Annotated in this window: 19 protein-coding genes and 1 tRNA gene; 2 read left to right on the top strand and 18 right to left on the bottom strand. The window is 67.4% G+C overall.

Annotated elements, in window-relative coordinates; translation table 11 throughout:
* Nucleotides 1–10: 10 nt before the first annotated feature.
* From G3580_RS15780 to rpsU, 8 genes are all read right to left on the bottom strand, one after another.
* The gene (locus G3580_RS15780; protein WP_173767106.1) at nt 11–3,484 is read right to left on the bottom strand and encodes a hybrid sensor histidine kinase/response regulator; all 3,474 of its coding nucleotides are present in this window, start codon (nt 3,482–3,484) and stop codon (nt 11–13) included.
* Between the two features lie 3 nt (nt 3,485–3,487).
* Nucleotides 3,488–4,531, bottom strand: coding sequence for an HD domain-containing phosphohydrolase (locus G3580_RS15775; protein ID WP_173767104.1), 1,044 nt, complete (start codon nt 4,529–4,531; stop codon nt 3,488–3,490).
* Nucleotides 4,532–4,617: 86 nt separating this feature from the next.
* The gene (locus tag G3580_RS15770) at nt 4,618–7,023 is read right to left on the bottom strand and encodes a putative bifunctional diguanylate cyclase/phosphodiesterase (protein WP_173767102.1); all 2,406 of its coding nucleotides are present in this window, start codon (nt 7,021–7,023) and stop codon (nt 4,618–4,620) included.
* 120 nt (nt 7,024–7,143) lie between these two features.
* Nucleotides 7,144–7,220, bottom strand: a tRNA-Ile gene (locus G3580_RS15765).
* 39 nt (nt 7,221–7,259) lie between these two features.
* Complete coding sequence (gene rpoD, locus G3580_RS15760) at nt 7,260–9,278, bottom strand: RNA polymerase sigma factor RpoD (protein ID WP_173767100.1); 2,019 nt, start codon at nt 9,276–9,278, stop codon at nt 7,260–7,262.
* A 47-nt stretch (nt 9,279–9,325) separates the two neighbouring features.
* A complete protein-coding gene (gene dnaG / locus G3580_RS15755; RefSeq protein ID WP_173767098.1) occupies nt 9,326–11,104 on the bottom strand; it encodes a DNA primase in 1,779 nt (592 codons plus the stop codon).
* A 19-nt stretch (nt 11,105–11,123) separates the two neighbouring features.
* Nucleotides 11,124–11,570 carry a GatB/YqeY domain-containing protein gene (locus tag G3580_RS15750; protein WP_173767096.1) on the bottom strand — a complete coding sequence of 149 codons (447 nt, stop codon included), beginning with the start codon at nt 11,568–11,570 and terminating at the stop codon, nt 11,124–11,126.
* 88 nt (nt 11,571–11,658) lie between these two features.
* Nucleotides 11,659–11,871, bottom strand: a complete 213-nt coding sequence (gene rpsU / locus G3580_RS15745) for a 30S ribosomal protein S21 (protein ID WP_173767094.1) — start codon at nt 11,869–11,871, stop codon at nt 11,659–11,661.
* Nucleotides 11,872–12,002: 131 nt separating this feature from the next.
* Here rpsU and tsaD point away from each other — a divergent pair, with 131 nt between their 5' ends.
* Nucleotides 12,003–13,019 carry a tRNA (adenosine(37)-N6)-threonylcarbamoyltransferase complex transferase subunit TsaD gene (tsaD, locus tag G3580_RS15740; protein ID WP_173768845.1) on the top strand — a complete coding sequence of 339 codons (1,017 nt, stop codon included), beginning with the start codon at nt 12,003–12,005 and terminating at the stop codon, nt 13,017–13,019.
* A 9-nt stretch (nt 13,020–13,028) separates the two neighbouring features.
* Here the strand turns inward: tsaD and plsY are convergent, their stop codons facing one another.
* The gene (gene plsY / locus G3580_RS15735; RefSeq protein WP_173767092.1) at nt 13,029–13,637 is read right to left on the bottom strand and encodes a glycerol-3-phosphate 1-O-acyltransferase PlsY; all 609 of its coding nucleotides are present in this window, start codon (nt 13,635–13,637) and stop codon (nt 13,029–13,031) included.
* Nucleotides 13,638–13,708: 71 nt separating this feature from the next.
* Here plsY and G3580_RS15730 point away from each other — a divergent pair, with 71 nt between their 5' ends.
* A complete protein-coding gene (locus G3580_RS15730) occupies nt 13,709–14,083 on the top strand; it encodes a dihydroneopterin aldolase (RefSeq protein ID WP_173767090.1) in 375 nt (124 codons plus the stop codon).
* Between the two features lie 81 nt (nt 14,084–14,164).
* Here the strand turns inward: G3580_RS15730 and G3580_RS15725 are convergent, their stop codons facing one another.
* The 9 genes from G3580_RS15725 to leuS form a co-directional block, all read right to left on the bottom strand.
* On the bottom strand, nt 14,165–14,524 hold the full coding sequence (locus tag G3580_RS15725; protein WP_228720688.1) for an H-NS histone family protein: 360 nt from the start codon (nt 14,522–14,524) through the stop codon (nt 14,165–14,167).
* Between the two features lie 241 nt (nt 14,525–14,765).
* Nucleotides 14,766–15,254, bottom strand: a complete 489-nt coding sequence (gene ybaK, locus G3580_RS15720; RefSeq protein ID WP_173767088.1) for a Cys-tRNA(Pro) deacylase — start codon at nt 15,252–15,254, stop codon at nt 14,766–14,768.
* A 28-nt stretch (nt 15,255–15,282) separates the two neighbouring features.
* Complete coding sequence (gene xerD, locus G3580_RS15715; protein WP_173767086.1) at nt 15,283–16,218, bottom strand: site-specific tyrosine recombinase XerD; 936 nt, start codon at nt 16,216–16,218, stop codon at nt 15,283–15,285.
* Nucleotides 16,188–16,652, bottom strand: coding sequence for a methylated-DNA--[protein]-cysteine S-methyltransferase (locus G3580_RS15710; protein WP_173767084.1), 465 nt, complete (start codon nt 16,650–16,652; stop codon nt 16,188–16,190). Before G3580_RS15710 ends, xerD begins: the two co-directional genes overlap by 31 nt.
* Nucleotides 16,653–16,824: 172 nt before the next feature.
* A complete protein-coding gene (locus G3580_RS15705) occupies nt 16,825–17,391 on the bottom strand; it encodes a chalcone isomerase family protein (RefSeq protein ID WP_173767082.1) in 567 nt (188 codons plus the stop codon).
* Between the two features lie 86 nt (nt 17,392–17,477).
* A complete protein-coding gene (locus G3580_RS15700) occupies nt 17,478–18,755 on the bottom strand; it encodes a glutamate-5-semialdehyde dehydrogenase (RefSeq protein WP_173767080.1) in 1,278 nt (425 codons plus the stop codon).
* A gap of 76 nt (nt 18,756–18,831) precedes the next feature.
* Nucleotides 18,832–19,875, bottom strand: a complete 1,044-nt coding sequence (gene holA, locus G3580_RS15695; protein ID WP_173767078.1) for a DNA polymerase III subunit delta — start codon at nt 19,873–19,875, stop codon at nt 18,832–18,834.
* Nucleotides 19,872–20,375 (bottom strand): LPS-assembly lipoprotein LptE, encoded by a 504-nt coding sequence (locus G3580_RS15690; RefSeq protein ID WP_173767076.1) that lies wholly within the window; start codon nt 20,373–20,375, stop codon nt 19,872–19,874. The genes holA and G3580_RS15690 overlap by 4 nt, the downstream gene beginning before the upstream one ends.
* A gap of 34 nt (nt 20,376–20,409) precedes the next feature.
* A complete protein-coding gene (gene leuS, locus G3580_RS15685) occupies nt 20,410–23,121 on the bottom strand; it encodes a leucine--tRNA ligase (RefSeq protein ID WP_173767074.1) in 2,712 nt (903 codons plus the stop codon).
* Nucleotides 23,122–23,140: the final 19 nt, after the last annotated feature.

Genomic DNA, 23,140 nt, shown 5'->3' with positions numbered 1-23,140 from the left:
CCCCGACGCGTTAGGAGTCCGCTTCGGCAAGCAGCGTTCGTAGCGCGTCCGAGAAAGCGTCCAGGGCGGCATTGAAGCGCGCGACCGCCTCGCCCAACGCGTCCATGTTCCCGCTGCGGCAGAGGGATTCGACCAGGTTGGCGGCGCGGATCGCTGCGTCGGCGGAGAAGTTGGCGACCGCGCCCTTGATGGCATGGGTGGCCGAATGCAGGGCGCTCAGGTCCATGTTCGCGGCGGCGGTGTCCAGTTGCGCGCGCATCTGCGCTTCGTCCTGCAGGTACAGTTCGGCCAGCTGGTCGAGCAGTTCCCGGTCGTCGCCCAGATTGGCCAGGACCGTGCCGATGTCGAAGGCTGGGGCCTTGTCGGGGCTGTCGGGGGGCATCGGGATGTCCGCGTCGTTCATGAGGGAGCTCTCTCCAAGCCGGGCCAGCGCGGCGGCCAGGGCCGGCGGCTGGATGGGTTTGGCGATGTAGTCGTCCATGCCGGCGGCCAGGCAGCGCTCCCGGTCGCCCTCCATGGCGTGGGCCGTCATGGCAAGGATGGGCGTGTGTTCTCCGCGCCCCCGTTCCCGTTCGCGAATCAGCGCGGTGGCCTCGAGCCCTCCCATTTCGGGCATCTGCAGATCCATCAGGATGACGTCGAAGCGCGCGCTCGTCCAGGCGTCGATGGCTTCGCGGCCGTTGTTGGCCACATGGGTGACATGGCCGAGCTTCTCCAGCAGGCGCAGGGCGAGGGTCTGATTGACCTTGTTGTCCTCGACCAGAAGGATGTTCAGTCGCCGGCGCTGTTCGCGCAGGCTGTGGCGGGTGATGAGCGGGCCCATACCCTCGGCGCCGAGCGTCTGCAGGATGGCGTCGAGCAGATCGGAAGGCTGCACCGGCCGGGTCAGGTAGACATGGACGCCGAGCGCCCGACAGCGGGCCGCGTCGCCGCGCTGGCCGGTGTGGGCCGTCATCAGGCGGACCTCGGGAAGCGGATCGCCCGATTCGCCGAGGCGGCGGTAGAAGTCGAAGGCGTTCATGTCGCCGAGTTCGGCATCGGCGACCAGGACGTCGAAGCGCGTGCCCGGTTCGCTGAGCCCGGTGCGCAGCATCTGCAGGGCGGAGGCGCCGGTGGTGGCCAGGGTCACGCACATGTGCCAGCTCTCGAGCATGCTCTGAAGATGCTGGCGCACCGCCTCGCCGCCAGCCGCCACAAGCACCTGCAGTGACGTCAGGTCGGTGTCCCGGGCATGGGCGGGGGCTTGCGCCGGCGCGCGGTCGAAGCGGGCCGTGAAGTGGAACCGGCTGCCTTTGCCCGGGGAACTCTCCACCCAGATGCGCCCGTGCATGCCATGGACCAGTTGCGAACAGATGGCCAGGCCGAGACCGGTGCCGCCATAGCGCCGGGTGGAGGAGCCATCCGCCTGGGCGAAGGCGTCGAAGATCATGGCCTGCTTGTCTTCGGGGATGCCGATGCCGGTGTCCGCGACGGTGAACTGCAGTTCGGCCTCGGTGGCGCTGCTCTCGGCAAGGGCCACGCGAATGCTGACATGGCCTTGTTCGGTGAACTTGATCGCGTTGGATACCAGGTTGAGGAGCACCTGACGCAGCCGGTGCGGGTCGCCGAGCAGCTGATCGGGGACCGTGGGATCGACATGCTGCGTGAGCGTCAGTCCGTGCCGGCCGGCCTGGTCCTCGAGGGTGCGGTGGGCCAGCGACACGCAGTCGCGCAAGCCGAAGTGGATGTGCTCGAAATCGAGCTTGCCCGCCTCGATCTTGGAGAAGTCGAGGATGTCGTTGAGCACGCTCAGCAGACTGTCCGCCGAGCCCTTGACCAGGGAGAGATATTCGCGCTGCTCGTCGTCGAGATCGGTTTCCAGGGCCAGGTCGGTCATGCCGATGATGGCGTTCATCGGCGTGCGGATCTCGTGGCTCATGTTGGCGAGGAAGTCACTCTTGGCGCGATTGGCGTGTTCCGCGATCTCCTTCGCCTCGCGCAGGGTCTGCTCGACCTGCTTGCGCGCGGTCACGTCGGTGGCGGTGCCGGAATACCCGGTCAGCGAACCGTCCGCTGCGCGCAACGGGCGGACGAACAGTTCGAGCCATACCGGCTCGCCCGCCACCCCGATGGTCCTCACGTCGGCGCGCAGGCGTTCGCTCTTGCCGGCGGCGAGCATGTCGAGCTGTTCGCGCAGGCGCTTGCGCTCGCGGGCGCCGACCCAGGCCAGTGCACGCCGGCCCAGCACGGCGTCGACGGGCAGGTTGGCCAGATGCACCCAGGTGGGGTTGAGATACTGCCAGCGCAGATCGGCGTCGGTTTCGAACACCAGTTCACTGAGGTTGTCGAGAATGCCGCGGATGCGCGCTTCCTTGGCTTCCATCGTCGCCGCGGCGGTCTTGCGCTCGCTGATGTCGCGCAGGTAGGCGGTGAGCAGGCGCTTGCCGTCCAGTTCCACGGGCAGGATCGCCATCTCGACGGGAAATTCCTGACCACCCTTGCGCATCGCGCGGATCTCGATCAGCTGGTTGATGACCGGTCCCGTGCCGGTCTCGAGGTAGCGCTGCATGCCGGCCTCGTGGGCCTGGCGCAGATCGGGCGGAATGATGAATTCGGACAGCGGCGCCTGGAGCACCTCGGCGCGGCTGTACCCGAACGTACGTTCGGCGGCCGGATTGAACTCCACGACCATGCCGCGGGGGTCGATGGTGATGATGCTGTCGAGGGCGGCCTCGGTGATGACGCGCTTGCGCGCCTCGCTCTCCTCGAGCGCCGCGCGCTCGTCCCACAGATGGATGGCGGTCCAGTTCAGGGCGTCGGCCAGCTGGCGCAGTTCCGTGGCGTCGCCGTGCAGGTGAAGATACCCGGCTTCGTCCTCGCCCATGCGGCCGGCAAAGGCCGTCGCCGCGTCGAGGTCGCGCAGTGGCGCCTTGAGCAGTTGATTGAGCGCCGCGCTGGCCACCGCCAGCAGCAGCAGGCCGAGTGCGCCCAGTTTGAGGGCCAGCGCGGCGGCATCGGTGACCGGCGCCGTCGCGACCGTGGCGCGCACCCAGCCCAGCGGGGCGATCTGGCCGATAGGCGCCCAGACTGTCAGGCCATGCCCGTCGACGCGCACATTGTCTGCGTCCGTTGGCGGTGATAGCGGGTGGGTGTTCGGGGCTGCCGTCTGGACGTTGCCCGTGCCGTCTCGCCTGATCAGGGCGAGGCCGAGCCCCTGGCGGTCGGAGACGACCAGTTCGTTGAGCCCGGGATGATCCGCGAACGGGTTGAGCTTCTGCACCAGGGTCGGGACGTCGTTCGCGGCGACGGCATCGGCCATGAGGGTGGCCACGAGCGAGACCAGGGCGCGCGTGTTCTCTTCGAGCCGTGCGGTGGCGCGTTCGGGCAGGATGCGATGCAGGGTCGCCGTCGCCACCAGCACCGTGACCAGACCCATCACGACGAACACGGCGACGATACGGTGACGCAGTGATCGGGGACGCAGTCGGTCGAGCAGGGCGCGCATGCCTCAGTGCTCGTCTTCGTCCCGGAAGCGGTCCCGGATGTCGAGTACGGCCGGCCAGTCGGCAAGCAGGGCATCGACACAGCTGGGGTCGAAATGCTGTCCGCGGCCCTCGACGAGAAACTGCCGTGCCTCGTCCAGCGGCCAGGCGGGTTTGTAGGGGCGCGCGGAGGTGAGCGCGTCGAACACGTCGGCCACGGCGACGATGCGCCCGGCCAGGGGGATGGCCTCGCCGGACAGGCCGTTGGGGTAGCCGGAGCCGTCGAATTTTTCATGATGGGACAGGGCGATGGTCGCTGCCGCCTGGATCACGGGCGAGGTCGAATCCTTGAGGATGTCGTAGCCGATCTCGGGGTGGCGCTTCATCTGCTCGAACTCGTCCGGCGTCAGCCGTCCAGGCTTCATGAGGATGTGGTCGGGGATGCCCAGCTTGCCCACGTCGTGCATCGGGGCCGAGAGCAGGAGCATGGTGCAGTAGGCGTCGCTTTGGCCGGCCTGGCGGGCGATGAGCGCGGAGTAGTGCGCCATGCGCTGGATGTGGGCGCCGGTTTCCGGGTCGCGGAATTCGGCGGCGCGGGCCAGGCGGGTGACCGTTTCCTGCTCGCGGTCGTGCACCAGCGCGGTGGCCTTGGCGACTTCGATCTCGAGCGTGCGGGCCCGCTCGCGCGTGGCCAGATGGGCGCGGCGCAGGGCCAGCATGTTATGGACCCGGGGCTGGAATTCGTTGCGGTCCACGGGCTTGTTGAGAAAATCGGTGGCGCCCGACTGCAGCGCGTTGTAGCGAGTCTGGCGTTCGTGGTCGGCCGTCACCATCAGGATCGGGACGTCGCCGCGCTGCGGGGTGGCGCGGAAGCGGCGAATGAACTCCACGCCGTCGAGCCCCGGCATCATGTAATCGACGATGACCAGGTCCGGCTCGTTCTGCTGGCACCAGGCCAGCCCCTCCGCCGGATCGGCGAACGGCTGCGGTTCGCATTCGGGCAGTTTGCTGACGAGCGCCTGCATCAGGGTCAGGTTCAGCGGCGTGTCGTCGATGATCGCGATCTTCATTCGGGGCTCTTCGGGTCCGGCGTCAGTACCGGGTTAACGGCAGTGCAGCCCCCGAGTTGAGCGTGGCGCCCGCGTGCCGCGAGTGCTCACAGCCGCTGGCGGTGGGCCTCGATCGGTGTGACCGTCCCGGCCCGGCGGGGCGGAGCCGGCGAAGCGATCCGATGGCCGTCGAGAAAGCCCTTGAGGGCCTCGGCGGTCATCGGACGGGCGAGCAGGAAGCCCTGCACGGTGTGGCAGGCCTCCTGCTGCAGATGCGCCAGCTGGGCTTCGTTTTCAACGCCCTCGGCGCAGGTGTCCATGTGCAGCGAGTTGGCCATGGCAATGACCGCCCGGACGATGGCAGCGGCCTCGGGCACGTGCGGGATCTCGCTCACGAAGGCGCGATCGATCTTGAGCCGGTCGAAGGGATAGTTGCGCAGGTAGGCCAGTGACGAGTAGCCGGTGCCGAAATCGTCGAGGGCGATGCGAATGCCGGCCCCCTTGAGGGTCAGGAGCTGTTGTTCGGCCATCTTCTGGTCGCTCAGGAAGACGGATTCGGTCAACTCCAGTTCAAGCCGGTGCGGCGGCAGACCGGCGGTGTACAGCTTGTTCAGGATGCGGTCGCACAGGGTCGGGTCCATGAACTGGGCGAGCGAGAGGTTGATCGACACGTTGATCGACTCCGGCCAGTGCACTGCGGTGTCGATGGCGCTGTCGATCACCCAGTTGCCGATGGCCTCGACCTGGCCCGACTCTTCGGCCACGGCGATGCATTCCTGGGTGCTGATGGGGCCGAGACGGGGATGGACCCAACGCAGCAGGGCCTCGCAGCCGGTGATGGCCCGAGTGTCGGTGGCGAACTGCGGCTGGAAGACCAGATGGAATTCGCCGCGGTTGAGCGCGCCACGCAGTTCATGCTCAAGGAACAGGCGGCGGCGCGCCCGGGTGTCCATCTCGTAATCGAAGAAGCGGAACCGGCCCTTGCCTTCGTACTTGGCGGCATAGAGCGCGATGTCCGCATTCTTGAGCAACTGGTCGCCGCTCTGGCCGTCCTTGGGGGCGATGGCGATGCCGATGCTGGCGCCGACGCGCACCCGGATGCCGTCGATCTCGCACGGGTCGCTGAGGATCTGAATCAGGCGTTCGGCCAGATCCTCGGCATCTTCCGGGGTGACCGGCCCTTCGCGGACGATGGCGAATTCGTCGCCGCCCAGACGCGCCACCAGATCGGAGCGCCGCGTGCGCCCGAGCAGGCGCTGGGCCACGACCCGCAGCAGCCCGTCGCCGAAGGAGTGGCCGAGGGAGTCGTTCACGGTCTTGAAATTGTCCAGATCCAGGCACAGCAGCAGGGCCTGACCCGGATGCTCGGGGCTGCCGTCCTCGATGCCGGCCAGCACCTCCTGGAAGCGGTGGCGATTGGCCAGCCCGGTGAGACCGTCGAAATGGGCCAGTCGGGTGACCTCGCGCTGGGCGGCCAGCGAGGCAGTGACGTCGGTGCCGACGCCGCGCCAGCCGGCCAGCTCGCCGGCATCGTCGAGCAGCGGCTTGGCGGTCAGCGACCACCAGCGCGTCTCGCCGCCAAGAATGACCGGGGCGAGCACATCGCGGAACGGCTCGTGGCCCGCGAAGCAGCGGCGCAGGCCCTCCAGCGCCTGGCGCTCGTCCGTCGTGGCCCGGTCGAGGGTGTTGGCGATCAGTTCGAGCAGCGGCTGGTGCAGGAGGGCGGCTTCGTCACGCCCGAACACCGAGGCCATGCGCCGCGACACATGGGTGAGGCGGCCGTGACGGTCGATCTCCCACAACCAGTCGCTCGCGCTCTCCTCGAAGTCGCGCAGCAGCAGTCCGATGAGCTGGCGCTGCCGCTCACCGTCGGCTTCGGCCACGAGGCGCGCACCGAAGGTGCGCGCATTGGACAGCACGCTCCCCAGGACGATCAGGGTGTAGATGGCCAGCAGCAGCGCCAGCTCGACCGACAGCGGGTGGTCGAGCCTGAGCAGGCCGATGAAGGTACCGAGGCCGAGCACGGTCACGTAGGTGAGTGCCGCCTGTGGCACGGTGGCCAGCGCGAAACCGCCGGCACACAGCATGCCGACGGTGATCGAGGCCAGCATCAGCTGTTGTTCCAGCGAGGCGGCCGGCAGGAAGAACATCGGCACCAGCGACCAGAGCAGGCCGAGCAGCGCGGCGTGCTTGGCCGCCTGTGACAGGGCCCGGGGAGACACCGATTCGGGCGCCTTGCCGTGTCGCCACTTGAGCCAGGCCTCGATCCCGACGCCGGACGCATACAGAATGCACAACGCCCAGCCCATGAGCAGGATCGGGTTGATCTGCCCCAGGAAGGTCGCCGTGACGATGCTGGCGTTGAGCGCGTTGGCAAACATCGTCAACGGCGTCAGCCGCAGGACGGCCTGGATCTGTCGCGCACGGAAGCGGCCGGCGTGCGCTTCGTCGGCCTGAAAGGGCGCGAGCGTGCGGCGGAAGGCTTCGATGAGGTGCCTGACGGGGTGCGTCATGCGCGGCGGGCTCCATTCGATAGCGGTTGCTTGAAGCAGCCGCCCGGATGCGCATAACTCTACGCGATACGCATGGTTTTGGGGAGCGCTTCGGCCCGGCGGAGCCGTGGTGTCGGGGGGTGGTGGGCCCTGCGGGACTCGAACCCGCAACCAAAGGATTATGAGTCCTCTGCTCTAACCGATTGAGCTAAAGGCCCGGACGGTGCGGACCGGGCGGTCCGCACCGATGGGGTGGGTCAGGAGTCGCTGTCGAGGAAGCTGCGCAGTCGCTCCGAGCGGGACGGGTGGCGCAGCTTGCGCAGGGCCTTGGCTTCGATCTGGCGGATGCGCTCGCGGGTGACGTCGAACTGCTTGCCGACTTCCTCGAGGGTGTGGTCGGTGTTCATTTCGATGCCGAAGCGCATGCGCAGCACCTTGGCCTCGCGGCTGGTGAGCGAGTCGAGGACCTCGGAGGTGGCGTCGCGCAGGTTGGAATACAGCGCCGCCTCGTTGGGGGCGAGGGTCGAGGTGTCCTCGATGAAATCGCCCAGGTGCGAGTCGTCGTCGTCGCCGATCGGGGTCTCCATGGAGATGGGCTCCTTGGAGATCTTCATGATCTTGCGGATCTTCTCCTCGGGCATGTCCATCTTCTTGGCCAGCGTGGCCGGATCGGGTTCCTGCCCCGTTTCCTGCAGGATCTGGCGGCTGATGCGATTCATCTTGTTGATGGTCTCGATCATGTGCACCGGAATCCGGATGGTGCGCGCCTGGTCGGCGATGGAGCGGGTGATGGCCTGGCGGATCCACCACGTGGCGTAGGTGGAGAACTTGTAGCCACGGCGGTATTCGAACTTGTCCACCGCCTTCATGAGGCCGATGTTGCCTTCCTGGATCAGGTCGAGGAACTGCAGGCCGCGGTTGGTGTATTTCTTGGCGATGGAGATCACCAGGCGCAGGTTGGCCTCGGTCATCTCGCGCTTGGCCCGACGGGCCTTGGCTTCGCCGGTGGACATGCGCTTGTTGATGTCCTTGAGTTCCTTGAGCGAGATGCCCAGGCGCGCTTCGAGCTCCATGAGCTTCTGCTGCGATTCCATCACCGCCGGGTGCACGCGCATGAGCCCTTCGGCGAAGTTCTTGCCCGAAGCGATCTCGGCCTTGAGCCAGTCCAGGTCGGTCTCGTGGCCGGGAAAGTGCTTGATGAAGTGGGTGCGCGGCATGCCGGCGCGATCCACGCACAAGCGCAGGATGTCGCGCTCGTGGCTGCGCACCTGCTCGACCATGTGACGCACCGAGTCGCACAGGTTCTCGATCATGCGGGCGTTGAAGCGCAGGTGCAGCAGGCGATCGGAGATCAGCTTCTGCAGTTCGGCGTATTCCGGATCCTGGGAGCCCTTCTTCTCCAGCACCTTCATTTGCTGCTCGAACAGCTCGGCGAGGATGGCGAAATGCTTCAGACCCTCTTCCCTGAGCAGTTTGAGCGATGCGGCACCGTCGTCTTCGCTGCTGCTGCTGTCGTCGTCATCGTCCTCGTCGTTGTCGTCGTCGCTGTCGCTCTCGTCCGCGGATTCGTCGGTGTCGTCGTCGGCGGCGGCCGCGCTCTTGGCGCCGGCCGGGTATTCGTCCTCGCCGTCGTCCGGATTGATGAGGCCGTCGATGATCTCGTCGATGCGCATCTCGTCGTGGGCGACCTTGTCGGCCAGCTCGAGCATTTCGGCGATGGTGGTCGGGCAGGCGGAGATGGCCTGGACCATGTGCTTGAGGCCGTCTTCGATGCGCTTGGCAATCTCGATCTCGCCCTCGCGGGTGAGCAGCTCGACGGTGCCCATTTCGCGCATGTACATGCGCACCGGATCGGTGGTGCGGCCGAATTCGGAGTCCACGGAGGACAGGGCCTGCTCGGCCTCTTCTTCGGCATCGTCATCCGGCGAGGCGGCCACGCTGTCCGACATGAGCAGGTCTTCGGCCGAGGGGGCCTCGTCATAGACCTGGATGCTCATGCTGTTGAAGGTGGCGATGATCGACTCGATCTGCTCGGCGTCGACCAGGTCGTCCGGCAGATGGTCGTTGATCTCCGCGTAGGTGAGATAGCCACGCTCCTTGCCCAGGGCGATCAGCGTCTTGAGCTGCGTGCGACGCACCTCGGCGTCGAGCGGCGTCTGCGGCGCGCTTGCGGCGGCCAGCACATCAGCGATCTTGCCCTTCTTCTTGGCGCGCGGCTTGGCGGCGCGGCCAGTGGTGGAACTCTTGCGGGGCTTCTTGGCTTTTTCCTCGGCCATAGTGGTCCTCGGGGTCTTCGGAAATGACGGAAAAACAGAAAATTATATTACGAATCTGAGACTTTGGGGTGGCCGCCGGGGTTCCCCTGGCGTTGCCGGATCAGTTGCGCGTAGCGTTTCCGCTCTTCGGGGCTCAGGCTGGCGGCCCGTGCGGCGAGGGCCTCGATCTGTTCCTGAAGGGTCTGGGCGTGCAACTTGTGAATGGTGTCGAGAAACAGGGTTTCAACCACCTCGTCGGCGATGACTTCCTCGGCTTCCTCGACGCAGAAGCGGTTCAGGGTCGCCTGGTGGGGCGTATCGCGGAAGTGCTCCATCAGGGTGCCGAGGGTGGTGTCGTTGCCCAGGTCGCCCACGCTGATGGCGTCGATGATGGCGATCAGGGCGCGGCCGGCGTCCGAGGCCTCCGGAATGAGATCGACCGGCAAGCGTGCCGCCCAGGCCGGGTGGCGCACCACGATTCTCAGTAGCGTGGTTTCGAGCGGCGAGGGCGGGCGGCGCGGGGCGCGTTGCGGGGGTGCGGCGGTCTTGCGTCCGCCCTGGGGTGGCGGCGAGGCCATGCCCCAGGCCTGCATCAGTTCCGCTTCGCCCAGGCTGCAGCGCTGGGCGACGGCCTTGACCAGCTGCAGGCGCAGCATCGGTGCGCCGACCCGTGTCACCAGGGGGCGGGCCGTGTGGGCGAAGGCGGCACGGCCTTCGGCGGTCCCCAGATCCTGTTCCGCGCTCAGGTGGTCGAGCAGAAAGGCGGTGAGCGGGGTCGCGCTGGCGGCCGCCTCGCGGAAAGCGTCTGCGCCGGCTTCGCGCACGAAGGAGTCCGGGTCGTGCTGCTCGGGCAGGAACAGGAAGGCGATCTGCTTGGCGTCGGTGAGTGCCTCGAGAGCCGACTCGAGTGCCCGCCACGCGGCCTTGCGCCCGGCGGCGTCGCCGTCGAAGCAGAACACCACGCGATCGACCAGGCGGAACAGTTTCTGCACATGGGTGGCGGTGGTGGCCGTGCCCAGCGTCGCCACCGCGTTGTTGACGCCGTGCTGGGCCAGTGCGACCACGTCCATGTAGCCCTCGACGACGATGGCCGCGTTCTCGGTGCGAATGGCCTGGCGGGCCTGAAACAGGCCGTACAGTTCCCGGCCCTTTTCGAACACCGGGGTCTCGGGCGAGTTCATGTACTTCGGCTCGCCCTGGTCGATCACCCGGCCGCCGAAGCCGATGATGTTGCCGCGCGCGTCGAGGATCGGGAACATGATCCGGTCGCGGAAGCGGTCGTAGCGTCGCCCCTGGTCGTTCTCGATCACCAGCCCCGCCTCCAGCAGCGCCGGATCGTCGTAGCGCGGGACGATTTTCTCCAGCGCCTGCCAGCCCTCGGGGGCGTAGCCGATGCCGTAGCGGGCGGCAACCTGACCGGTGAGGCCGCGGCGCTTGAGGTAGTCGATCGCGCGCGGGGCGTTCTTGAGCTGTTCTCGGTAGAAGCGTGCCGCGGTGCCCAGCAGCTCGGTCAGCGAACGGCTGGCGGGGGCGGTGTCGCGATGGCCGTGGCGGATCTCCTGGGGGACCTCGACGCCGATCTGGCGCGCCAGCTCCTGGATGGCCTCCACGTAACCGAGGCCGCTGTACTCCATGAGGAAGCCGATCGCGCTGCCGTGGGCGCCACAGCCGAAGCAGTGATAGAACTGCTTGGTCGGGCTGACGGAAAACGAGGCCGACTTCTCGCCATGGAACGGGCAGCAGGCGAAGTAGTTCGCCCCCTTCTTCTTCAGGGGGACATGGCGCTCGATCACGTCGACGATGTCGACGCGACCGAGCAGGTCCTGGATGAAGGACTGCGGGATCACGGCCGGTGCCCTGCGGAGGTCAGCGGGCGAGGGCGTGCTTGACGCGGGCGGAGACGAGTCCCATGTCGGCGCGGCCGGCCAGGGCGCCCTTGAGCGCGCCCATCACCTTGCCCATGTCCGCCGGCGAGCTGGCGCCGGTGCTGGCGACGGCCTGGGCGACCGCCGAATCGATCTCGGCTTCGCTCATCTGCGCCGGCATGTAGGCTTCGAGTACGGTGATCTCGAAGTTCTCCTTGTCGGCCAGATCGGTACGCCCGGCATCGGCATACTGGGTGGCCGAATCCCGTCGCTGCTTGAGCTGCTTCTCGATGACGGCGGTGACGCCGGCGTCGTCCAGTTCGGCCTGAGAATCCACTTCCCGCTGCTTGATGGCGGCGAGCAGGAAACGCAGGGCGCCGAGGCGCTCGCTGTCGCGCGCGCGCATGGCGGCCTTCATGTCATCCTGGATACGAAGTTTGAGCGACATGGCGGAACTCCTGACCTGAAAACGCAAAAACCACGACGGACGCAGCGATGGCCGCGCCGGTCGTGGTGAGAAGACTGGCCGAACCGGCTCAGTACATCTTGGGCGGCAGCATCTGGCTGCGCAGGCGCTTGTGATGGCGCTTGACTGCAGCAGCCAGCTTGCGCTTGCGCTCGGCCGTCGGTTTTTCGTAGAACTCGCGGGAACGCAGCTCGGTCAGCGTGCCTGCCTTTTCGATGGTGCGCTTGAAGCGGCGGATGGCTACTTCAAACGGCTCGTTTTCTTTAACGCGGATGCCCGGCATTGCCTGTTCCTTCGCCTGAAAATGTACGGAAAACCGCGAAGTCTACTCTCTCGGGGCGCCGCTGCCAAGTCCACATTGTGGTCCGGCCCGGGGGGAGCGGCTAGAATGGCGGCTGGACAATCGAGGTGATGATGATCGTACTGGGACTGGAAAGTTCGTGTGACGAAACCGGCGTGGCGCTCTACGAGACCGGGCGCGGTCTGCTGGCCCATCGGGTGCACTCGCAGATCGATCTGCATGCCGCCTACGGCGGCGTGGTGCCGGAGCTGGCCTCGCGGGATCACGTGCGCCGGCTGCCCGCCCTCATCCGCCAGGTCATGGCCGATGCGGGGCTTGGTCTGAATTCGCTCGAGGCCATTGCGTACACGGCGGGTCCGGGGCTGGCGGGGGCTCTGCTCGTCGCGGCCGGCACGGCCGAGGCCATGGCCGCGGCGCTGGGCGTGCCGGCCCTGCCCATCCATCATCTCGAAGGGCACCTCCTTTCACCGCTGCTGGCAGCCGATGCGCCGGCGTTTCCGTTTGTCGCGCTGCTGGTCTCCGGGGGGCATACCCAGTTGATGCGGGTCGATGGCGTGGGGCGTTACCAGCTGTTGGGGGAGTCGGTGGACGACGCCGCCGGCGAGGCCTTCGACAAGACCGCGAAAGTCATGGGTCTGCCTTACCCGGGCGGGCCGGCGCTGGCGCAGCTGGCCGACCAGGGCCGCGCGGGTCGGTTCAGCCTGCCCCGGCCCATGCTCCATTCGGGTGACCTGAACTTCAGTTTCAGTGGCTTGAAGACCGCGGTGATGACGGTGCTGCGAGGCGAAGGCGCCGCGCCGGCGGATCTGGCGGCCGAGTTTCAGGCAGCGGTCGTCGATGTGCTGACCCACAAGGCGAAGCTGGCCCTGAAGCAGACCGGGCTGAAACGGCTCGTGGTGGCCGGCGGGGTCGGCGCCAACCAGGCCTTGCGTGCGCGCCTGGACGAGATGACCGCCCGGCGTGGCTGGCGGGTCTATTACCCCGAGCCAGCCTTGTGCACCGACAATGGCGCGATGATCGCGTTCGCCGGTGCCATGCGGCTCGCGGCCGGGGCGGCGGGGCATGCCGGCGGTGCGGTCACGGTGCGGCCGCGCTGGCCGCTCGATACGGTGGTCGCGCCCGCCGCCTGAGCCCGCGGATCAGCCGGCTTGTTTCTTCTGGCCGATCTTCGGTTCGGTGCGGGCGAGCAGGCGTCTGATGTTGGCCGAATGGCGGTAGACCAGCAGCGCGGCCATGACGACGCAGGCGCCCGTGATCGCGGGGACGCCGATCAGGGCCTGGGCGACCAGCGGCGCCGCCAGCGCGGCGAGCAGTGCCGCGAGCGAGGAATAGCGCGAGACGATGGCGGTGAGCAGCCAGATGAGCACGCAGGCCAGCGCGAGCCAGCCACTGAACGCCAGCAGCACCCCGACCGCCGTGGCCACGCCCTTGCCGCCCTTGAAACCAAGCGTTACCGGAAAGATGTGGCCGATGAAGGCGGCCAGGCCGGCCGAGGCGACGGCGACGGGCGCATCGCTGCCCCAGCGCGCCATGATCCAGACCGCCAGCGTGCCCTTGAGTGCGTCGCCCAGCAGGGTGAGGACGGCGGCGAGCTTGTTGCCCGAGCGCAGTACGTTGGTGGCGCCGGGGTTGCCCGATCCGTAGCCGCGCGGATCGGCCAGGCCGAAGCCTTTGCTGACGAGGACGGCGAACGGGACGGCGCCGATCAGATAGGCGAGCAGGACGAAGCCGAGGGTGACGGTATTCATGCAGTGGGACGCGCGCCGGGTGCGGCGTGGCGGTTCGGATAGAATGGCAGCAATTCTAGTCGAGAGTTCGCATGGATTTCATCTTCATCGAAGAATTGCGCGTCAAGGCGCGGGTCGGCATTTATCCGCGAGAGCAGGTGGCGGCACAAACCCTGGAACTGAATCTGACCTTCGGTGTGCCGGATGCGGCCGCCGAGCGCGATGATATCGACGACACCATCGACTATGCGAAGGTGATCGAGCGGATCCGGGATGAACTGGGGAAGCGCCATTTCAACCTGATCGAAACGCTGGGGGAATTCGTCGTCGCCTTGCTGTTCGACGAGTTCAATGCGCCGTGGGTCAAGCTCCGGATCGCCAAAATAGGCATCATGAAGGACGTGCGCCGGGTCGGCGTCTATATCCAGCGTGGGCGCGACGGGCGCGCCATCTTCGATGCCGACTGAAATGCAGCGAATATGAGCGCGCATCACCGAAATAAAAATGGCCGCCCCGGGGCGGCCATTTTTATTTCCGGCAGGCAGTGATTATTGGCTGACCAAGAGGTCGTCCAGGGATTTTCCGCCTGCAAGCCATTCTTCGACCCAGCGTGGCTTGCGCCCGCGACCCGTCCATCCCTGGCTGCTGTCGGCGGGATTGCGATATTTCACCGGAACGCGCTTGCCCTTTGTGGCGGATTTGCGAGTCGTCGTCTTGCGTGCGGCCCGTGCCGGCTTGGCTTCGGCGAGTACGTCGCTGAGTGAAACGCCATGATCTGCAGCGATTTTCTTGACCTGTTTCAGGACTTCCTTCCGCGCGACGTCATCGCGGCGCTTGAGCTCGGCGTCTACTTTGCCACGCAGGCGGCGCAGTTCGGTCACCGTCATGTCGTTCAGCTTGATATTCATATCGAGGCCTTGTTAGTGGTGTGTTGGCGATTGGCCGTGGGCAGATCATGATTGATTCGGTCCGCCGTTACGGCAATATCACGGCAGCCACCGCGATTCTGCCATCAAGCCTTAATTCAAATCAACCGACGTCTTATTGGAAAAGGTATTCAAAAGAAAATCTGCGCGCCCTGTTGGCGCATGAATATCTTCGCGGAAGAGATTGCGGGGGACGGACTGTGCGGGATGCAGTGCCGCTCGATCAGTCCGGCTGACGCGCCACCGCGACGGTTTCCGGCTGCAGTGAGCGCATCAGGTCGTGGGCGTGAATGGCGACCAGAAATCCGCGTTTGCCGCCATTGACGTAAATGAGCGGCAAATCCAGGATGCTCCGTTCCAAATAGATGGGCATCGATTTTCGCAATCCGAACGGTGATGTTCCGCCGACCTGATAACCCGTGTGCTTCTGCGCCACCTCGGGCGTGCACGGGTGAATGGTTTTTGCGCCGATGTGCGAGGCCAGTTTTTTTACAGCCACATCCCGGTCGCCGTGCATCAGGACGATCAGGGGTTTGCCCTGTTCATTTTCCATCACGAGGGTCTTGATGACCGCGTGTTCGGATAGATTCAGGGCGTGAGCGGCGACCCGGGTGCCGCCATGGTCCTCGTAGGTATAGACGAGCGGCGCGAAGGCGATGCGTTCGTGTCGCAGGGCGCGGGTGGCGGGTGTTTCCGGGTGTTTGGCGTTCATGGGCGCGTCGGGCGAGGGGCGGCGGGAATCAGCCGCGTGGATGATGGATCGCGTGCAGCTGCTTGAGGCGCGCGCGGGCGACATGGGTGTAGATCTGCGTGGTGGAGATATCGGCGTGGCCCAGCAGCAGCTGGACGACGCGCAGGTCGGCGCCGTGGTTGAGCAGGTGGGTGGCGAACGCGTGACGCAGCGTGTGCGGCGAGAGCCGGTCGCGATCCAGCCCGGCGGCCAGACCGTATTGTTTGATGAGGCGCCAGAACATCTGCCGGCTCATGGCTTTGCCCTGACGGGTGACGAACAGGGCGTCGGACTGGCGCCCGGCAAGGATGGCCGGACGGGCCGCGGACAGGTAGCGGCGCAGCCAGTCGCCGGCCTGGGCGCCGATGGGCACCAGCCGCTCCTTGGCGCCCTTGCCCATCACGCGGACGACGCCGTCGTTGAGACTGAGTTCGAACACCTGCAGGCCGACCAGCTCGGAGACCCGCAGGCCGGTGGCGTAGAGGGTTTCGAGCATGGCCTTGTCGCGCAGGCCGAGCGGGGTGTCGGCGTCGGGCGCCTCCAGCAGGGCGTCGACAGCCCCTTCCGAGAGCGTCTTGGGAAAGCGCTGCGCCGGCAGGGGTGGATCGATCGCGGCGCTCGGATCTTGGCGGATACGCCCATCGCGCAGCTGGCGCTGGTAGTAGCGGCGCCAGGCGGAGAGGAGACGACGCTGGCTTGCCGGCTTTGCGCGCCGCGAAAACTCCGCCAGATACGCTTGAAGGTGCTCGGTGCGGGCGTCGCTCAGCGCCGTCTGCCGGGTGCTGGACAGCCAGCGGGCGAACTGGGCCAGGTCGCGGCGATACGATTCCAGGGTGTTGCGGGCGAGGCCGTCCTCCAGCCACAGGCCGTCGCAGAAGGCGTCCAGGTCGGCCTGGTCGGTCGTGCCGAGCGGGCTTACGCGAGGCGTTCGTGACGGAGCAGCCATCGCTTGGTGTCGATCAGGAAGCCACCCCGCGCGTTCGCGAAGCCGCCCAGCGCATCGCGCGCGACGACCCGATGGCAGGGAATGACGATGGGGAAGGGGTTGGCACCACAGGCCTGGCCCACGGCCCGGGCCGCGCTTTCGAGGTCGGTGGACAGCTCGCCGTAGGTGCGCACCTGACCGGCCGGGATGGCCGCGATCGCGGCCCACACCCGGCGCTGGAACGCGGTGCCAGCCGGCCGGAGGGGCAGATCGAAGGCGTGTGTCGGATCGTCGAGCCAGCGCGCCAGTTGCGCGCAGGCCTCCCGCGCCAAGGGCGTTTCCGGTGCGTGGCTGCGGGTGCCGGGGGGCAGGAAGCGGATTTCGGCGAGCTGCTCGCCGGCGCAGTCGATACCGAGCGCACCGAAGGGGGCAGGGAGAATGGCGGCAAACGGCATGGGGGGATTCTGCGCGCTCGGATCGGGGGGAATCAAGCGGCGGGTGGGTGCGGCGCGGCCCGAAGGCCACGCCGACCCGATTGCTCTACCCCAGAGCAAACGACATGGCGAAGTGAACGCCATAAGCGCTCAAGTATGCCATAGCGGCGGGCAGGTGCGAAGATCCCAGGCCCTACCGCCCCAGCAGTCTGGCCTTCAGGTCGTCCTGCGCCGGATGGGCGCCGATCCATACCCGCAGCAGGGCGTCGAAGAATTCGGCGCCGGCGATCGGGGCCCCCGCGTCCTGCCCGGCGACGACGAGCTGGGTGCCGCGCGTGGGTGTGTAGTCGATCTGGATGCGGGTGCCTTCATGGGCCTCGCCGAGGGCCAGCAGGGTCTGGGTGAATTGGGTGATGCGGGGCTTCAGCGCGGCCATTTCCGTCGCGCTCAGGTTTTTTTCCAGCCCGGCGTCGAGGGCGTCGACGAATTTCCTGGCGGAGAGGTCGCGCAGCAGGGTCAGATCGATGCGTTTGGCGCCGGTATCCTCCAGGGCCGCCGCGGCGGTGGTTGCCCTGGACGGCAGATAGAGGCCGACGGCGTAGATCTTGAAGAAGAATTTCGTGCGCAGGCCGGCGCCGTTGAGGGCGAGCGTGTGTTCGCCGATGGTGGCCGAATCCTGAAACCGGATGCCGGCCACCTCGGTGGTGGCGTGGGCGAGCAGGGTGAAAAGGCAGCACAGGAGGGCGGTGAGGGTTCTCATGGAGTCTCCAGAAAGACACAGGGCGGGTGCCGCCCCTGCGCGACACCCGCCCATCCTAACAGGCTTGCGAACGATCGTGCCAAATGTCAGCGGCGCACCTCGCCGTTGCCGAACACGATCCATTTCTGGCTGGTGAGCCCTTCGAGGCCGACCGGGCCGCGCGCGTGGATCTTGTCGGTGGAGATGCCGATCTCGGCGCCCAGCCCGTACTCGAAGCCGTCGGCGAAGCGGGTGGAGGCGTTGATCATGACCGAGGCGGAATCGACCTCGCGCAGGAAGCGCATGGCGGCGGTGTAGTTCTCGGAGACGATGCTCTCGGTGTGCCCGGAGCTGTAGCGGTTGATGTGCTCGATGGCCGCATCGAGCCCGTCGACCACGCGCACCGCGATGATCGGCGCGAGATATTCCTCGGACCAGTCGCTCTCCTGGGCGGCTTCGAGATGGCGCGGATCGACGCCCGCCGCACGCAGGATCGCCAGGCTTTGCGCACAGGCACGCAGGGTCACGCCCTTGTCGGCCAGCATCTGGCCGATGCGCGGCAGCTGGGCATCGGCGATGGCGGCGTCGATCAGCAGGGATTCTGCGGTGTTGCAGGTGCCGTAGCGCTGGGTCTTGGCGTTTTCGACGATGGCCACGGCCTTGTCCGCATCGGCGGCCGTGTGCACGTAGACATGACAGTTCCCGTCCAGGTGCTTGATCACCGGCACGCGCGCCTCGCGCGAGATGCGCTCGATCAGGCCCTTGCCGCCGCGCGGCACGATCACGTCCACATACTCGGGCAGGGTGATGAGCTGGCCGACGACGGCCCGGTCGGTGGTTTCGATCACCTGCACCGCGGTGTCCGGCAGGCCGGCATCGCCCAGGCCGGCGCGCACGCAGGCGGCGATGGCCTGATTGCTGTGGATGGCCTCCTTGCCGCCGCGCAGGATGGCGGCGTTGCCCGATTTGAGGCACAGGCCGGCCGCGTCCGCGGTCACGTTGGGGCGGGCCTCGTAGATGATGCCGATCACCCCCAGCGGCACGCGCATCTTGCCCACCTGGATGCCGCTCGGGCGGCGTTTGACGTCGGTGATCTCGCCCACCGGGTCCGGCAGGGCGGCGATCTGCTCCAGGCCCTGGGCCATGGCCTCGATGCCTTTTTCGGTGAGCGTGAGGCGGTCGACCAGGGCGGGCTCCAGGCCGTCGTCCCGGGCCTGGGCGAGGTCCGCGGCGTTGGCGCTCAGCAGCGCGTCCTTGCTCGAGCGCAGGCGGCTGGCAATGGCGCTCAGCGCCTGGTTCTTGGCGTCGGTGGTGGCGGCGGCGAGCACGCGTGAAGCGGCGCGGGCCTGCTGGCCGACGGTCTGCATGTAGCTTGCGATGTCCATGATGCGGCGTTGTCGATACGAGACGGTAATTGACCAGATTACCGCATCGACGGCGGATGCGGCAAAGCGGGGCGGATCAGCGGCCCGGCGCGGGGCGCGCGGTGCCCGGCGGGCACAGGCGCAGGCACAGGCGCAGGCACTCGTCCCAGACGTCGCCGGGGGCGATGCCCTTGATGATGCGATCGATGCGCGCCGCGTGGGCCAGGGCCGCGCGCACGGCACCGGGGCGCAGGCGGCCGAGGGCGCGCTGCAGGGCATTGCGGCGCCGGTCGTCGAACACGCGCTCGGCCTTCATGGCCGCCGCGACCGGCTGGCCGCGCTGCTGGGCCGACTGGATGCGCGCCAGGGTGCGTACCTCGTTGGCCAGCGTCCACAGCACCAGCGGCGGCGCCGTACCTTCGCCCGCCAGCCCCTCGAGCAGGCGGCTGCAGCGCGCGGCGTTGCCCTCGAGCAGCGCCATGCGCAGATGTTCGACACTGTAGCGGGCCACGTCGAGCACCGCCTCGCGGATCTGCTCCAGGCTCAGCTCGCCTGCCGGATACAGCAGCGCCAGCTTGCGCAATTCCTGATGCGCGGCCAGCAGATTGCCTTCCACATGGTCGGCGATGAAGGCGAGTGCCTCGGCGGGCGCCGACTGCTGCTGCGCGCCCAGGCGCAGGGCGATCCAGCCGGGCAGCTGCTCGCGGGGCGGAGCGTTGCATTCGACCACCACGCCGCGCCTGTCGAGCGCACCGAACCAGGCGGTCTTGCGGGTGGCCCAGTCCAGCTCGGGCAGGGTGATCAGGGTGAGCACGTCCTCGGCGCGATCGGGCGTATGTTCGGCCAGCTGCTTGAGGGCGTCGCCGCCGTCCTTGCCGGGCTTGCCGTTGGGGATGCGCAGGTCGACCACCTTGCGGCTGCCGAACAGGGACATCGTGCCGGTGGAGGCGAACAGGGCCTCCCAGCCGAAACCGGGGCCGCTGACCAGGATCTCGCGTTCGTCGAAGCCCTGCTGCCGGGCCGCGGCGCGGATCGCGTCGCCGGCCTCGGAGACGAGCAGCGGTTCGTCGCCATGGACGACGTAGAGCGCGCCGAGCGTCTGCCCCAGCTGGGTGGCGAGACGGTCGGGCGCGAGCTTCATTGCGCGGTGTCGAGCTTGATCGTGGCGAGGCGACGCATCAGCTGCTGGATCAGGTCGTTTTCCATGTCGTTGTACAACAGCGTCTCCTCCTGTGCCTTGGCCAGCACCTGGGAGTCGTCGAAGGTGATGTCGCGGCGCAGGATGATGCGGTCCGGCGCGCGCAGGGTCTTGCCGGTGGGGGTGTCGACCGCGTACGCGAGGGTGTAGAAGAGCCGGTACTCACGCGCCTTGCCGGCGGCGTTGAGGCTGAGGATGTCCTTTTCCTTCCTGAGCTGGATCACCCGGATCACCGCCTCGGCCTGTGGGGCGGTGTCGACGACCTCGACATCGTTGAGCCGCAGCTGGCGGCGCAGGTCGACGAGCACCGCATTGTTCTCGTCGCCCGCAAGATAGACCGTATGGAACGGCATGGCGATGTTGCCGCGCAGGTGGAAGCCGCAGGCGCTCAGCACCAGGGCCGCGAGGGCAACGAACAGGTGGCGTCGCAGGGGCAGGGTCATACAGGCACTCCGGTGGGGTGGGCGCTTGCGGCGCTCAGCATACGATGTTCACGAGGCGACCGGGGACGACGACCAGCTTGCGCACCGGCTTGCCATCCATGAAGCGCACCGCGGCCTCGTGGGCCAGGGCGGTGTTCTCGATCACGTCGCGGGGGGCGTCGGCGGCGACCTTGAGGCTGCCGCGCAGCTTGCCGTTGATCTGCAGCATCAGCTCGATCTCGTCCTGCACCAGGGCGGCCTCGTCCACCTGCGGCCAGGCGGCATCGAGGATGTCGTCGCCGAAGCCGCACTCGCGCCACAGGGCGTGGCAGATGTGCGGCGTGATCGGGGCGAGCACGCGCAGCAGGATGGAGAGCCCTTCGGCGACCACCTCGGCGTGCGCGGCCGCCGCGTCGGCGGGCGCTTTCTCGAGGGCGTTGAGCATCTTCATGGTGGCCGAGGCCACGGTGTTGAACTGGTGCTTGCCCAGGTCGTAGTCCGCCTGCTTGAGCAGGCCATGGAGCTCGCGCCGGACATCGGCGAGCGCTTCCGGCAGCGTGCCGCCGGGCAGCAGGCGGGCCTCGGGCAGGTGCGCGCGGATCTCGGTGGCGTAGCGGTGACCGAGGCTCCACACCCGACGCAGGAACCGGTAGGCGCCTTCGACCCCGGAGTCGGACCACTCGAGCTGCTGGTCCGGGGGCGAGGTGAAGATGATGAAGAAGCGCGCGGTGTCGGCGCCGTACTGATCGACCAGCGCCTGCGGATCCACGCCGTTGTTCTTCGACTTGGACATCTTCTCGGTGCCGCCGATGACCACCGGCTGGCCGTCGGCGCGCAGGGTGGCGCTCACCACGCGACCCTTGTCGTCACGCTCGACGTCCACGTCGGCCGGGTTGATCCACTGCTTCTTGCCGTCGGCCAGGTCGCGGTAATAGGTGTCGGCGACCACCATGCCCTGGGTCAGCAGGCGGGTGAAGGGTTCGCTCGCCGCGACGAGGCCTTCGTCACGCATGGCGCGGGTGAAGAAGCGCGAATAGAGCAGGTGCAGGATGGCATGCTCGATGCCGCCCACGTACTGGTCCACCGGGGCCCAGTAATCGACCCGTGCATCCACCATGGCCTCGGCGTTGTCGGCGCAGGCGTAGCGCAGGAAGTACCAGGACGACTCCACGAAGGTGTCCATGGTGTCGGTCTCGCGCCGCGCGCTCTGGCCGCATGTGGGGCAGGCGCATTCGTAGAACTCGGGCATGCGCGCCAGCGGCGAGCCGGCGCCGGTGATCTCCACGTTCTCGGGCAGTACCACCGGCAGCTGGTCGTCCGGCACCGGCACGTCACCGCAGGTGTCGCAGTGGATCATCGGAATCGGGCAGCCCCAGTAGCGCTGGCGGGAGATGCCCCAGTCGCGCAGGCGGTACTGCACGCGCTTGCTGCCCAGCCCCTTCGCGCCCAGGTCGGCGGCGATGGCGTCGATGGCTTCGAGGGAGCGCAGGCCGTCGTACTTGCCCGAATTGACCAGGCGGCCGTGCTCGGCGAACACGTCCTGCCAGTGCGACCAGGCCAGATGCTGTTCGTCGGCTTCGCCGCTCAGCGTGGGGGTGTGATCCACCAGCTTGGCGCTGGCGTCGGCGAACACGCCGGAGTTGGAATCGACCTTCTGGCCCCATTCGCCCGGCGCGATCACCGGGACGATGGGCAGCCGGTATTTGGTGGCGAAGGCGAAATCGCGCTCGTCATGGGCCGGCACCGCCATCACGGCGCCTTCGCCGTAGCCCATGAGCACGTAGTTGGCGACCCATACCGGCAGGTATTCGCCGGTGATCGGATGGACCACGCGCAGGCCGGTGGGCATGCCCTTCTTCTCGAGGGTGGCCAGATCGGCCTCGGCGACCCCGCCGCGCTGGCATTCGGCCACGAAGTCGGCCAGTGCCGGATTGCCTTCGGCGGCCTTGAGGGCGAGCGGATGCTCGGCGGCCACGGCCACGTAGGTGGCGCCCATCAGGGTGTCGCCGCGGGTGGTGAACACCTTGAGCACGCCGGCTTCGCCGATGCTCTCGAGGTCGTAGGGGAAATGCACCTCCAGCCCCTCGGAGCGGCCGATCCAGTTCTTCTGCATCAGCTTGACCTGCTCGGGCCAGCCCTCCAGCGCGTCCAGGGCGTCGAGCAGCTCGTCGGCGTAGGCGGTGATCTTCATGTAATACATGGGGATCTCGCGCTTCTCGATCAGCGCGCCGGAGCGCCAGCCGCGCCCGTCGATCACCTGCTCGTTGGCCAGCACGGTCTCGTCCACCGGATCCCAGTTCACCGTGCCCAGCTTCTTGTAGATCAGGCCTTTCTGGTACAGGCGGGTGAACAGCCACTGCTCCCAGCGGTAGTACTCGGGTGTGCAGGTGGCCAGTTCGCGGGACCAGTCGATGCCGAAGCCCAGCCGCTTGAGCTGGTTCTTCATGTAATCGATGTTGGCGTAGGTCCACTGGGCCGGGGGCACCTTGTTCTGGATGGCGGCGTTCTCCGCCGGCATGCCGAAGGCGTCCCACCCCATGGGCTGCATCACGTTGAACCCGCGCATGCGCTGCACGCGGCTGATCACGTCGCCGATGGTGTAGTTGCGCACATGGCCCATGTGCAGCTTGCCCGACGGGTAGGGGAACATGGACAGGCAGTAGAACTTCGGGCGGTCGGTGTCTTCGGCGACCTCGAAGCGCTTGTGCTCGGCCCAGTGCTGCTGGGCGGCGGTCTCGATGGCGGAGGCGTGATACTTGTCCTGCATGATGGCGGCTGGGCGACGG

This window comes from Nitrogeniibacter mangrovi, assembly GCF_010983895.1.
GTDB classification, from domain to species: Bacteria; Pseudomonadota; Gammaproteobacteria; order Burkholderiales; family Rhodocyclaceae; genus Nitrogeniibacter; species Nitrogeniibacter mangrovi.
The sequence above is the reverse complement of the archived record's forward strand: the minus strand, read 5'-3'. Positions and strand labels throughout refer to the sequence as shown.

Coding starts and splice junctions, on each gene's coding strand:
- G3580_RS15710 (WP_173767084.1), bottom strand. CDS start 16,652: ATGCCGTTTGCCGCCATTCTCCCTGCCCCCTTCGGTGCGCTCGGTATC.
- G3580_RS15730 (WP_173767090.1), top strand. CDS start 13,709: ATGGATTTCATCTTCATCGAAGAATTGCGCGTCAAGGCGCGGGTCGGC.
- ybaK (WP_173767088.1), bottom strand. CDS start 15,254: ATGAACGCCAAACACCCGGAAACACCCGCCACCCGCGCCCTGCGACAC.
- G3580_RS15705 (WP_173767082.1), bottom strand. CDS start 17,391: ATGAGAACCCTCACCGCCCTCCTGTGCTGCCTTTTCACCCTGCTCGCC.
- G3580_RS15775 (WP_173767104.1), bottom strand. CDS start 4,531: ATGAAGATCGCGATCATCGACGACACGCCGCTGAACCTGACCCTGATG.
- leuS (WP_173767074.1), bottom strand. CDS start 23,121: ATGCAGGACAAGTATCACGCCTCCGCCATCGAGACCGCCGCCCAGCAG.
- G3580_RS15700 (WP_173767080.1), bottom strand. CDS start 18,755: ATGGACATCGCAAGCTACATGCAGACCGTCGGCCAGCAGGCCCGCGCC.
- plsY (WP_173767092.1), bottom strand. CDS start 13,637: ATGAATACCGTCACCCTCGGCTTCGTCCTGCTCGCCTATCTGATCGGC.
- holA (WP_173767078.1), bottom strand. CDS start 19,875: ATGAAGCTCGCGCCCGACCGTCTCGCCACCCAGCTGGGGCAGACGCTC.
- G3580_RS15725 (WP_228720688.1), bottom strand. CDS start 14,524: ATGAATATCAAGCTGAACGACATGACGGTGACCGAACTGCGCCGCCTG.
- G3580_RS15780 (WP_173767106.1), bottom strand. CDS start 3,484: ATGCGCGCCCTGCTCGACCGACTGCGTCCCCGATCACTGCGTCACCGT.
- G3580_RS15770 (WP_173767102.1), bottom strand. CDS start 7,023: ATGACGCACCCCGTCAGGCACCTCATCGAAGCCTTCCGCCGCACGCTC.
- rpoD (WP_173767100.1), bottom strand. CDS start 9,278: ATGGCCGAGGAAAAAGCCAAGAAGCCCCGCAAGAGTTCCACCACTGGC.
- G3580_RS15750 (WP_173767096.1), bottom strand. CDS start 11,570: ATGTCGCTCAAACTTCGTATCCAGGATGACATGAAGGCCGCCATGCGC.
- tsaD (WP_173768845.1), top strand. CDS start 12,003: ATGATCGTACTGGGACTGGAAAGTTCGTGTGACGAAACCGGCGTGGCG.
- rpsU (WP_173767094.1), bottom strand. CDS start 11,871: ATGCCGGGCATCCGCGTTAAAGAAAACGAGCCGTTTGAAGTAGCCATC.
- xerD (WP_173767086.1), bottom strand. CDS start 16,218: ATGGCTGCTCCGTCACGAACGCCTCGCGTAAGCCCGCTCGGCACGACC.
- G3580_RS15690 (WP_173767076.1), bottom strand. CDS start 20,375: ATGACCCTGCCCCTGCGACGCCACCTGTTCGTTGCCCTCGCGGCCCTG.